This window comes from Vibrio crassostreae (assembly GCF_041439375.1).
Taxonomy (GTDB): domain Bacteria; phylum Pseudomonadota; class Gammaproteobacteria; order Enterobacterales; family Vibrionaceae; genus Vibrio; species Vibrio crassostreae_D.
Genome location: NZ_JBGONY010000008.1, coordinates 85746 through 97752, shown reverse-complemented (window position 1 = coordinate 97752; position 12007 = coordinate 85746). Strand labels below are relative to the sequence as shown.

8 protein-coding genes are annotated in these 12007 nt (G+C 43.9%); 4 read left to right on the top strand and 4 right to left on the bottom strand.

Annotated elements, in window-relative coordinates:
* Positions 1 to 445 precede the first annotated feature (445 nt).
* The 3 genes from ACED45_RS05830 to fabV all read left to right on the top strand — a co-directional run bounded on the left by ACED45_RS05830 (position 446) and on the right by fabV (position 4826).
* Positions 446 to 1075, top strand: a complete 630-nt coding sequence (locus ACED45_RS05830; RefSeq protein ID WP_017065403.1) for a TetR/AcrR family transcriptional regulator — start codon at positions 446 to 448, stop codon at positions 1073 to 1075.
* A gap of 55 nt (positions 1076 to 1130) precedes the next feature.
* Positions 1131 to 3413 carry an acyl-CoA dehydrogenase gene (locus tag ACED45_RS05825; RefSeq protein WP_048658398.1) on the top strand — a complete coding sequence of 761 codons (2283 nt, stop codon included), beginning with the start codon at positions 1131 to 1133 and terminating at the stop codon, positions 3411 to 3413.
* A gap of 210 nt (positions 3414 to 3623) precedes the next feature.
* On the top strand, positions 3624 to 4826 hold the full coding sequence (gene fabV, locus ACED45_RS05820) for an enoyl-ACP reductase FabV (RefSeq protein WP_102480572.1): 1203 nt from the start codon (positions 3624 to 3626) through the stop codon (positions 4824 to 4826).
* Positions 4827 to 5098: 272 nt separating this feature from the next.
* On the opposite strand, the gene ACED45_RS05815 is transcribed toward fabV, so the two are convergent.
* Both ACED45_RS05815 and ACED45_RS05810 read right to left on the bottom strand, forming a co-directional pair.
* Positions 5099 to 6781 carry an aspartate:alanine antiporter gene (locus ACED45_RS05815; protein ID WP_371713491.1) on the bottom strand — a complete coding sequence of 561 codons (1683 nt, stop codon included), beginning with the start codon at positions 6779 to 6781 and terminating at the stop codon, positions 5099 to 5101.
* Positions 6782 to 7031: 250 nt separating this feature from the next.
* Positions 7032 to 7295 carry a GrxA family glutaredoxin gene (locus ACED45_RS05810; RefSeq protein WP_009847069.1) on the bottom strand — a complete coding sequence of 88 codons (264 nt, stop codon included), beginning with the start codon at positions 7293 to 7295 and terminating at the stop codon, positions 7032 to 7034.
* Between the two features lie 406 nt (positions 7296 to 7701).
* On the opposite strand from ACED45_RS05810, the gene ACED45_RS05805 reads away from it, so the two are divergent.
* The gene (locus tag ACED45_RS05805; protein ID WP_371713490.1) at positions 7702 to 8991 is read left to right on the top strand and encodes an iron-containing alcohol dehydrogenase; all 1290 of its coding nucleotides are present in this window, start codon (positions 7702 to 7704) and stop codon (positions 8989 to 8991) included.
* Between the two features lie 128 nt (positions 8992 to 9119).
* Here the strand turns inward: ACED45_RS05805 and ACED45_RS05800 are convergent, their stop codons facing one another.
* Together ACED45_RS05800 and panP are read right to left on the bottom strand one after the other, a co-directional pair.
* Positions 9120 to 9974 carry a MurR/RpiR family transcriptional regulator gene (locus tag ACED45_RS05800; protein ID WP_004734686.1) on the bottom strand — a complete coding sequence of 285 codons (855 nt, stop codon included), beginning with the start codon at positions 9972 to 9974 and terminating at the stop codon, positions 9120 to 9122.
* 359 nt (positions 9975 to 10333) lie between these two features.
* Positions 10334 to 11977, bottom strand: a complete 1644-nt coding sequence (gene panP / locus ACED45_RS05795; protein ID WP_102480569.1) for a pyridoxal-dependent aspartate 1-decarboxylase PanP — start codon at positions 11975 to 11977, stop codon at positions 10334 to 10336.
* Positions 11978 to 12007 lie beyond the last annotated feature (30 nt).

The window sequence follows — 12007 nt, the reverse complement described above, 5'->3', positions numbered from 1 at the left end:
TAGATAAAGTGAAAGGTTCTAGCACTCAATGTAAGCAAAGCCCTCGATTTTTCGGGGGCTTTTTTTGTATCGAATACCAGCCAAAGAAAAGGTATCGGAATAACACACAAAAAAAAGCCCAAACCAACGTGGTTTGGGCGGATACAAGTATAGGAGTTAATAAGGAAATGCAGTAATTAAGAAAGCAGTGAGAAGAACAAGTTTGACGGCCTGTTAAACTTCTAAATACGCTGTTTTCTACCTAATTTATGACCCTCCATTTCCATTTCAGTTCCAAGAAAATTCATTATTTTTTTCTTTTTTTGTAAACACACAGCGATTCAATCGGTTAGTGCTGAGTTTTACTAACTGGTACGACCAATTTGTGAAAATGTGATGTTGCTTGCTTGTTAAATAAATGTACTAAGCGTATATTTCAAACAGTTGTTTAATACGAGTGATTGAAATGGCACCAAGAAGTACAACCAAAGACAAAATCTTAGATGTGGCTGAAGGCTTATTTGCTGAGCACGGTTTTAATGACACCTCTTTACGCACGATTACGAGTAAAGCGAATGTCAACTTAGCTTCAGTGAACTATCACTTTGGCGATAAGAAGACTCTGGTTCGTGCGGTACTCAATCGTTACTTAGAAGCATTTATGCCAGCACTGCAAGATGCATTAGTGAACTTAAACTTGAACGAAACGTATTCTATGAGTGACGTGTTTGAGTCTTTGAGACAGCCACTAAGAGCACTTAATGATGTTAGGCCAAATGGTACAAGCCGGTTCATGTTACTTATCGGCAGAGGCTATACGGATGTGCAAGGACACTTGCGTTGGTTCATTACTACCCGTTATAGCGAAGTACTTTCTTTGTTTACAACGTCAGTAATGAAGGCGAATCCGAACCTCACTCAAGAACAGTTATTTTGGCGATTACACTTCACCCTAGGGACTTGTGTATTCACCATGGCATCAAGTCAGGCTCTGGTAGAAATTGCAGAGAATGACTATGACAGAAAGATAGATGCTAAGGCAGTGGTCGATATTCTTATTCCATATTTAGCCGCTGGCATGTCAGCAGAAGAATAAAACAATAAAAAGCGAAACATTCACAACCAATATAGTGAACAAAAGGATCTGAACTATGAGCTCTCTAAGACAAAAATGGGTAAGTGACCCAGCTTTTAAACTCTTTAAAAAAGTACTACCACCACTATCTAGCACCGAGAAAGAAGCGATGGAAGCAGGTAGCGTGTGGTGGGACGGAGAGCTGTTTTCTGGCAAACCAGATTTCACTAAGCTGCACCAATATCCTAAACCTCAGCTGACAGCAGAAGAGCAATCGTTCATGGATAATGAGCTTGAAACTTTGCTGGCTATGCTTGATGACCACCAAATTGTAAAAGAAGACCGAGACCTTCCTGAAGAAGTGTGGAACTTCTTACGTAAAGAGCGTTTCTTTTCTCTTATTATTGCGAAAGAGTACGGCGGTCGTGAATTCTCAGCACACGCTAACTCAACTATCGTAACTAAGATTGCCACGCGTAGTATCAGTACTGCGGTTTCAGTAATGGTTCCAAACTCTCTTGGTCCTGGTGAGCTGCTTTCTCACTACGGAACTCAAGATCAAAAAGACTACTGGCTGCCTCGTCTTGCTGACGGTACCGATATTCCGTGTTTCGCACTAACAGGCCCAGAAGCGGGTTCTGATGCGGGTGGTATCCCTGATGTCGGAACTGTGTGTATGGGAATGCACGAAGGTAAAGAGACGCTAGGTATTAAGCTGAACTGGAACAAGCGTTATATCACGCTAGCGCCAGTGGCGACGGTACTTGGTTTGGCTTTCAAACTACACGATCCTGAGAAACTACTTGGCGACAAAGAAGACATCGGTATCACTTGTGCGCTAATCCCTGCTGACCACGAAGGTGTTGTGATTGGTGAGCGTCATGATCCACTTGGCCTTGCGTTTATGAATGGTCCGACACGCGGTCATGATGTATTCATCCCTATGGAATGGCTAATTGGCGGTGCAGATTACGCAGGTAAAGGCTGGCGTATGCTGGTGGAGTGTCTGTCTGCAGGTCGTGGTATTTCACTACCAGCCCTAGGTACAGCGATGGGTCACCTAACGGCGAAAACAACTGGCGCGTATGCTTATGTTCGTAAGCAGTTCGGCATGTCGATTGGTAAATTTGAAGGTGTTGCAGAGAGTTTAGGCCGTATTGGTGGCTTAACATATCTACTAGAAGCAACTCGTACACTGACAACTACTTCACTTGATATGAAGGAGAAGCCGGGTATCGTAACGGCTATCGCGAAATATCATATGACAGAGATGGCGCGTACTATTCTGAATGACTCAATGGATATCCACTCAGGTCGTGCAATTCAAGATGGTCCAATGAACTACTTGGCTGCGCCTTACCTAGGTATTCCAGTAGCTATCACAGTAGAAGGTGCGAACATCTTAACTCGTAACCTGATGATCTTCGGTCAAGGTGCGACACGTTGTCACCCATACGTACTAAGCGAGATGGAAGCGGCTGCAAACCCAGATGAGAAGCAAGGTGCGAAGGACTTCGATAATTTGTTGTTCAAGCATATTGGTCACGCGACTAAGAACACGTTCGGCGCGTTTGGCGCGGCATTAACAGGCTCTAAGTTCATTAAAGCGGATATGAGTGGTCCAACAAAGCCGTACTACCAAGACCTGACTCGCTTGAGCCGTGCGCTTGCAGTAAGTGCGGATTTCGCAATGCTGACGCTAGGTGGCGAGCTGAAACGTAAAGAGCTTATCTCTGCACGTTTAGGTGATGGTCTAAGTTACCTTTACATGGCTTCTGCTGCACTTAAAAAGTATGAAGACGAAGGTCGTCAACAAGCTGACCTAGACTACGTACACTACGCGGTTCAACACTGTTTCCATAACGCGGCGAAATCGCTACAAGAAGCGTACAGAAACTTCCCGAACAAGATGGTTGGTAAAGTACTTAAAGGTCTAGTGTTCCCTGTAGGTAACCACTTTGAAAAACCAAGTGACAACCTAACGGTACAACTGGCGGAAAGCTTGATGACTCCGGGTGCACACCGTGAACGTCTGACTCACCTTTGCTACATCGGTAAAGAAGAAGAGGATAGCGTTGGCCTAATGGAGAATGCGTTCAATGCGATGTACAGCATTAAGCCTCTTGAGCGTAAGATCTTCAAAGCAGTGAAAGAGGGCAAAGTAGCTCGTAAAGGCTTACTGCAAGATAAACTTGCCCAAGCTCTGGCGGCAGACGTTCTTACTCAAGACGAAGTTGACCAAATCATTGCAGCAGACAAACTACGCTACGCAGCGATTCAAGTTGATCACTTCAGTCATGACTTCAGCGAAACTTTGACGCGAAAAGAGTTAAAACCTAAGCTAAATAGCGTTGCTTAGATAAAGAAATGACAAAAGGCACCTAATAAGGTGCCTTTTTTTGTTTTTGTCGTAGAAGTCGCAATAGACGCGTTAACAAATGGTGACTTAGTCAGCAAATATTCGCTGAGTGCTCCAACCACTTGCATTTTCACCACATTTTTACAGAAATTAGATGCCATTTGCGTACGAAACTTTTATCCTTAACCTGATTTTTTAAGGAAGTTGAATATGATCATCAAACCTCGAATTCGCGGATTCATCTGTACTACAACACATCCAGTCGGTTGTGAAGCTAATGTAAAAGAACAAATTGCTTACACAAAAGCTCAAGGCCCAATCGCAAACGCACCTAAACGTGTACTAGTTGTTGGCTCTTCAAGTGGCTACGGCTTGTCTTCACGTATTGCGGCTGCATTTGGTGGCGGCGCTTCAACTATCGGTGTTTTCTTCGAGAAAGCCGGTACTGAGAAAAAGCCGGGCACAGCTGGTTTTTACAACTCAGCAGCGTTCGACAAGCTAGCTAAAGAAGAAGGCCTGTATTCAAAAAGCCTGAACGGCGATGCTTTCTCTAACGAAGCGAAACAGAAAACGATTGACCTGATCAAAGAAGATCTAGGTCAAATCGATATGGTTGTGTACTCACTGGCGTCTCCAGTGCGTAAAATGCCAGAGACTGGCGAAGTTATTCGTTCAGCTCTGAAACCTATCGGTGAAACGTACACATCAACAGCTGTTGATACAAACAAAGACATGATCATCGAAGCAAGTGTTGAGCCTGCATCTGAAGAAGAGATCAAAGACACTGTTACTGTAATGGGCGGTGAAGATTGGGAACTTTGGATCAACGCTCTATCTGAAGCCGGTGTTCTAGCTGATGGTTGTAAGACAGTTGCTTACAGCTACATCGGTACAGAGCTAACGTGGCCAATCTACTGGGATGGCGCGTTAGGTAAAGCTAAGATGGATCTAGACCGTGCAGCGTCAGCGCTTAACGAGAAACTAGGTCAAACTGGCGGTACTGCAAACGTTGCTGTTCTTAAGTCTGTTGTGACTCAAGCAAGCTCTGCAATCCCTGTTATGCCTCTTTACATCGCTATGGTGTTCAAGAAGATGCGTGAAGAAGGTATTCATGAAGGTTGTATGGAACAGATCTTCCGTATGTTCAGCCAACGTCTATACAAAGAAGATGGCAGCGCAGCAGAAGTCGATGAAGTGAACCGTCTACGTCTAGACGACCTAGAACTTCGTGACGACATTCAAGAGCATTGTCGTAACCTATGGCCTCAAATCACAACTGAGAACCTAAAAGAACTGACTGACTACGTAGAGTACAAAGAAGAGTTCTTGAAGCTGTTCGGTTTCGGTGTTGAAGGCGTTGATTACGAAGCTGACGTTAACCCAGCTGTTGAATTTGATGTAGCTGACATCTAATTCAAACAATCGAATCAAAACGAAATAGGCGCTCATTGAGCGCCTATTTTTTTGTCTGTTATTTGAGTGAAGAAATTAAGAGCAGATGCAGGATATGAGTGGCGGTATTCGAAGAGTTTGAAGAGCGGATACGGGATACGAGAAGCGAGTATCGGTATTCGAAGAGATTTAAGAGCAAGCGGAAGAGAAGAACTAACAAAAAATGCACTAATCCAAAGATGAATTAGTGCATTCGAAATATCTAAGCTTGGCTGCTTTTAATGCAGTAGGCGCTAGCTAATTATGATGATGAAAGTACCTGCTAGGGTCATCAATATATTGGCTATCGCGTAAGTACCCGCATAACCTAGTGCTGGAATGGTTGAGCGAGCGTGGTCGTTTACGATGTCCATTGCTGGAGCACAGGTTCGCGCACCAATGATTGCACCAAACAGCAGCGCTCGGTTCATCTTCAAAACATAAGCACCAACCAAGTAAGCGAAGAATACAGGCAGCACACTCACTACGAGAGCAATACCAATGACCTGAGGGCCGACTTGGGTTAAGTGCTCGAATATCTTACCACCGGCGCTTAATCCGATACCGACCATAAAGAACATCAAGCCGAGGTCTTTGACCATATTCAACGCACCCTGAGGTACATAACCGAAAGTAGGGTGGTTTGCTCGTAAGAAGCCCAGCATGATACCCGATAGAAGCAGGCCAACTGCGTTACCTAGTCCAAATGAAACCTGACCGAATGTCATGGTGATCAAACCAAACAAAATACCCAGAATGAAGAAGCTACAGAAGGCCATCAAATCTGCCATTTGACTGTGAATTGAGATGAAACCAATTTTCTCTGCTAGGCCGTGGACACGGCTCTTTTCGCCACTCACTTGCAGTACATCACCTTTAGAAAGCACAATGTTTAAATCCATCGGCATTTCAATCTGAGCACGTACTACGCGGTTAAGAAAACAGCCGTACTCAGACAGGTTTAAGTCTGAAAGGCGTTTACCTGCGATACTGTCACTTTTAACGACAATCTCTTCTTCCACTATGCGTAGATCGAGTAAGTTACGGTCGAAAACCTCTTTCCCGTTACGGAAGCTTGGGTCTAGACGAGCGTGGCTATCTGGGAAACCAACCAATGCGATCTCATCGCCTTCTTGCAGAATAGCATCACCATCTGGGTGGGCAAGAATACCATTACGACGAATACGCTCGATGTAACAACCTGTTTGGCGATAGATACCCAATTCACGCAGGTTCTTACCGTCAGTCCAAGAGATAAGCTCTGGTCCCACACGATAAGCACGAATGATAGGAAGGTAAACCTTACGTTGACCAGAAGCACCTAAACCGCGTTCTTGAGCAATCTGTTCAGCTGAGTCGTGCAGGTTTACTTTTTGCAGCTTTGGAATCAGGCGAGCGAACATGATCATGCTGATTAAGCCAACCAAGTAAGCCATCGCGTAACCCACCGATAGGTTTTCGATAATCAGGCTCAAATCCATGTTTCTTGGTACTTCTGCTAAGCCTGAGTTGAGCGCGTCTTGTGCGCCTACCAAAATTGGTGTTGCTGTAAGCGCACCCGCCATCATGCCGGCAGACAAGCCAAAGCCTAAACCAAGGTAATGACTACTGAAATAGGTTAGGGCAATCGCTGTAGAAAGTACCACAAGGCTCAGAATGAGGTAGTGCTTACCGTCTCTGAAGAAGATACCGAAGAAGTTTGGACCCGCTTCAATGCCAACACAGTAAATAAACAGCATGAAGCCAATGGTGAGTGCATCTGCATTAAAAGAGAAGCCAAGATGTCCCATAATGAGGGAAGTCATCAGAACACCGATTGAATTGCCGAGTTGGAGACTACCGAAACGAATTTTACCAATGGCTAATCCAATCGATAAAACAACAAAGATGAGGAGAATGGGGTTTTGTTCTAACAGAAAAACAACGTCGATATTCACAGTGGTCGCTCAATAATTGGCGTGAAACACAGGGTAAGTTTGAGAGGTGAATTGTATCTAAATATAAATAAATTATAAGCGATATTTTGCTAATTTACTTGATTTTGACCTTATTCTTATTCCGTATGAAAACTGGTCATAAAAAAAGCCCGCTACAATGAGCGGGCTTTCTATAAATCGTACAGTCCAACGCATAAATTGGTCAGTTGTTTAAGGTCTTAGCCTCGATTCTCTTGTGAGAAATCTTAGCTTAGTCGAAAAGACCTAGGTTTTCTTTTGCGTATGCTTCAAATTCTGTGCAGCCGCCGATGTGGTCTTGGTCGATGAAGATTTGTGGCACTGTGTCTACAGGCTTACCAACAGTCTTTTCTAGGTCAGCTTTGCTGATGCCTTCAGCGTGGATGTCAACGTAACGGTAGTTGAAGTCATCGCGTTTAGCTTTAAGAGTTTCAGCATGCTCTTTTGCACGAACACAGAATGGGCAAGCAGGGCGACCAAAAATAACTACAAACATTTAATTTCTCCTAAATACGGGATGAGGCTCGTTAACTCGATTATGTTAACTATTCTTTAGTGAATGCCACTCAAAATTTCTTAAAACCAACTATGCCTCAATGCCATGGGGAAATAAAGATGGAATTACCTCTTAATACAATAGGTTTTGTCTATCAGAGCAAATAATGGTCACAAAAAGGATCCATGTTGATTTCTGATAGGTATCTAGATTGATTACCCTTAATTTAAGAGTGTGAATTACCCCTAAGAATACGACTTTAATCCATCTTTAATGCGACAAGTTGCACCTCGTCAAAAAAAGCTCATACAGAACGAGGCATCTTAATACTGATGCACGATACAAAGACTAAATTCCAACAACCAAGAGTTCGCAGTTTTGTTCAGTCATAGGCGCAGGAGGCACCATGTTTCAATTTATGACATCTACAAAGATCATCTTTGGTGATGGAGCACTTTCCGCTTCATTGTCTCTCTTTAATCAATACGGCTATAGCGTGCTATTGGTTACAGGCAATACATTAGAGCGCACTTCAGTTGTTACTGACTATCTCGATGCGCAGAGTATGCGTTATCAACACATTGCCGTTTCCGGAGAACCTAATATTAAAATGGTCGAAGAGGCCGCTATTTCTGCCCGTCGATTTAAGCCAGATATGGTAGTCGCGATGGGTGGAGGCAGTGCCATCGATATGGGAAAAGCGTTAGCTGCGGTTTTACCTAATCAAGGCAATTTATACGACTATGTTGAAGTCGTCGGGCGTAATGTACCTCTTAAAACTAAACCTCTGCCATTTATTGCTATTCCAACCACTGCGAGCAGCGGCGCGGAGGTCACTAAAAACGCGGTGCTGAAATCAGGGCAAGACCAAGTGAAAGTAAGCCTTAGAAACCCAGACATGCTGGCTGACGTTGCGATTGTCGACCCAACCCTAACTCATGGAACTAATCTGTATCTATCTGGACGAGGTGCGATGGATGCATTTACTCATCTAATGGAAGCCTACGTGTGTGGTGAACCCAACCCGTTAACCGATATGATCTGTGAAGAAGGGCTGCGCAAGTTGAGTAGTTCTGTGGTTCGGGCGTGTGTTTATGACGAGCCTCAAGCACGTTCTGATCTTGCTTTTGCTTCTATGCTTGGTGGTATGGCGATAACAAACGCCAAGCTTGGTGCTGCCCATGGTTTGGCTTCTGCATTAGGAGGCAAGATTTCAGCGCCTCACAGTGTGATTACCGCGCGCTTAGCCCCGTTCGTGATGCTGGAAAATATTGCGGTTGCGAGAGAAGAGAAAAGATTAGACATCTTAGCGCGTTATCAGCAAATCGCTCAGATAGTGATAGGTAACTCCGAAGCAAAAGAAGAAGAGGCGATTTCTTGGTTATCTGAAGTGCTGGATACGCTTAAGTTACCCAATTTGCAGGAATTTGGCGTCTGTGAAGCTCAGTTTGATGAGGTTTCTGCCGATGCGCTCAAGTCAGTGGCTATCAAAGGAAACCCTTTGCCGTTAAACCAAGAGAGGCTAGTGCATATTCTGAAACAGGTTTGCGAGGAGTGCAGTTGTGGAGAAGGGGAGCATGAGGCGGCTTCAATGAACCAATTTGAAGAATCTGCAGTAGAGTCTAGCTTTACCATTATTAACTCTTATGCGTCCGAGAACAGCGTGGTAGAGAAAGGCAACAGTTGGACTATTTAACGGCCTTCGACCTGTTCGCTGCATAAAGCATTTAAAACAGACAAACAAAAACGGAGCACTAGGCTCCGTTTTTTAATAGCTATATTTTGGTTCGTATCCTAAGGGCTCTTTGTTCGAACCCTAGAAGGTTAGAACTGAGAGTATTTCTCGTAACGTGAATCACGAAGAGACTCTTTAACACGCTTTAGGTTCTCTCTGAAACCAGAACCACGACGCAGTGTAAAGCCTGTCGCTAACACATCAATCACCGTCATTTGAACAACTCGGCTTGCCATTGGCATATAAACGTCTGTGTCTTCCGGTACATCCAATGAGATAGAAAGCGAACTTGCTTTATCTAATGGAGAGTCTTTTGCTGTGATAGCGATAACCGTTGCGCCGTTTTCACGCGCTAGGTTTGCAATCTCTACTTGGCTCTTAGTGCGACCAGTGTGAGAGATAAGAACAATAACGTCATTATCACTGCAGTTAATGCAGCTCATTCGTTGCATCACGATGTCTTCGAAACACGTGATTGGGATATTAAAACGAATAAACTTGTTTTGAGCGTCTTTGGCGACAGCAGAAGAGGCACCCAGTCCGAAGAATGAAATGCGTTTTGCTTGAGTCAGCAAGTCAACCGCTCGGTTCACTTGCATCGCATCTAGACTGTTTTTTGCAACGTCTAGACATGCCATAGTTGATTCGAAAATCTTATGCGTATAAGCATCCGGACCATCATCTTCTTCAACATTACGGTTCACGTAAGGTGTACCGTTCGCCAAGCTTTGAGCTAGGTGAAGTTTGAAGTCAGGAAAGCCCTTTGTGTCTAAACGACGACAGAAGCGGTTAACTGTAGGCTCACTCACGTCAGCCATTTTAGCTAAGGTAGCAATGCTAGAATGAATTGCAGTTTGAGGGGAAGCCATGATTACTTCGGCTACCTTACGCTCAGACTTGCTGAAATTTTCCAGGTTTTTTTGTATTTTTTCTAATGTATTCATAGTGTTCACAAGGGTATAGAGAACAACTTGCTAGTTAATATCTTTTACCAGGGGGTATGGCTGAAACAAATATCAATAAGTACAAAACCAAACTTAGATTGGGTATCGTAAATACTGCTGCATCAAATAGATATCAAGCTAACTAGCACCATAGAGTCAGTATAAACCCAACATACTATTTACTAATACAAAAACACGGCATGAATGCTTAAGAATATGACAAACCTCAACAAAATTTTAGAAAACTACAGAACTGGAAGAGGGTTTGAGCAAAAAGAATGCAAATTGAGTATGAACTGACAGCTTAGTTACATCAAAAAGAAAGAAATTTTCAATTTGATGCAACTAAAATTGAATGACTATGCGTTGATTTGCGTAACCAGTTTGGTGATTTTGCCCATCAAGTTAGGTGCTAGTTTAGAGATCTCACGCTGTTCTTCAAGCACTGAAGAGAGAATATCATTGCCCGTTAGTGGGTTTGCTAACACCACGCGGAAAACGATGATTGGCTGATGTGCCCACGCTTCAGGGTTTAAGCGAGTACGAGATACGAACGACTTACCCGTTTCACGCTGTTTTTTCTGAATAAACTTAGTGAGTTCGTTAAGAAGTTCATTTAGCTCTACGCGTTGTTCAGGATCAGCCTTAAGCAATGCTGCCTTTACAGCTTCAGGAACGTAGCGATAGGTCAGTAGGCAAAGCTCAGGTTCAGAAACCAGTTCGAAGTCGCTCTGATCTTTAATTAGGTCGGCGAAGTAGCGCGCTTTGTTGATGCTCTGATCGATCAGTAGTTCATAGCCTGGACGGCTAATGATGTGCATTGCGGCGTAAACCAGCATTGCCATGCCTGAACGAGAGCCTTCAAGCGTATGACTGCCTAAATCTTTTGAGCCTTTACGAAGTATGTATTGAGCGTGATGTTCAATCGCTGTCATCGCATCTGGCTTCTTAAACAGAACCATGCCCGCACCCATAGGGATATAAAGCTGTTTGTGTGCGTCAATGGTGACTGAATCGGCTAGCTCAATACCATCAAGTAGGTGACGGTGATTGTTAGACATCAAGGTCGCACCGCCCCAAGCTGCATCAACGTGGAAATGACAATCTGTTTCGGCACACACCTTTGCAATGTCCCTTAACGGGTCGATATTACCGGTTTCGGTTGTACCAGCCACACCGATCACGGCGAAAGGCTTAATCTTGTTCTGCTTAAGCTGCTCGATTTTGAGTCTTAGATCGTCAGTGCAAATGCGGTTGTCGTTATCCGTTTTAACAGACACTAGACCTTCTTGACCAATGCCAAGGACATCTGCGGCTTTTTTCAAAGAGTAGTGACCACGTTCAGAGACTAAGATGGCTAGGCCTTCGTAGTCGTAGTGCTTCATGGCTTTAAACAAGCCCTCTTTTTCTACACCTTTGAACGAACCTTGGGCTTTTAGGGCATTGTTGCGTGCAACCCACAGCGCGGTAATGTTCGCAATGGTACCACCAGAACAAAACGCACCTAATGAGTGGTTTGCACTGTGCATCCAACGAGAATAAAACTGGTCGCTATCTTGATAAATCAGGCGATGTAACATGCCCAGAACTTGACGTTCTAAGGGAGTGAAAGCTTTGGAAGTCTCGATTTTTACTAGATTCTGATTCAACGCAATCATGATCTTAGAAAGCGGCATCAGAAAGTACGGCAGGGCAGACGTCATGTGACCAATAAAACTTGGCGAAGACGTATGAACCGAATGAGACACGAGAGAATCGAGGAGATGCTCAGTATGTTCAGAAACAAACTCAGGCTGCTCTGGGATATGAGCATTTGAAAAATCTTTCTCAATTTCACGCAGTGGCTTTTCTTCAGCCACAATGTGTTCACGTAAGAATTGATTCAGGTTTCGTGAAAGTTTGTCTTCAATTTGAGTGAGTGTTGAATCTGGGCCTTCCGGTACCGTGAAGATACGTAAAAGACTGTCGAAGCTAACATCTGCTGTTTTTTGTTCCGTAACCATAGCAAGCGAGTTATTTTTTTTTATATTGAC

Coding starts and splice junctions, on each gene's coding strand:
- ACED45_RS05830 (WP_017065403.1), top strand. CDS start 446: ATGGCACCAAGAAGTACAACCAAAGACAAAATCTTAGATGTGGCTGAA.
- ACED45_RS05825 (WP_048658398.1), top strand. CDS start 1,131: ATGAGCTCTCTAAGACAAAAATGGGTAAGTGACCCAGCTTTTAAACTC.
- fabV (WP_102480572.1), top strand. CDS start 3,624: ATGATCATCAAACCTCGAATTCGCGGATTCATCTGTACTACAACACAT.
- ACED45_RS05810 (WP_009847069.1), bottom strand. CDS start 7,295: ATGTTTGTAGTTATTTTTGGTCGCCCTGCTTGCCCATTCTGTGTTCGT.
- ACED45_RS05805 (WP_371713490.1), top strand. CDS start 7,702: ATGTTTCAATTTATGACATCTACAAAGATCATCTTTGGTGATGGAGCA.
- ACED45_RS05800 (WP_004734686.1), bottom strand. CDS start 9,974: ATGAATACATTAGAAAAAATACAAAAAAACCTGGAAAATTTCAGCAAG.
- panP (WP_102480569.1), bottom strand. CDS start 11,977: ATGGTTACGGAACAAAAAACAGCAGATGTTAGCTTCGACAGTCTTTTA.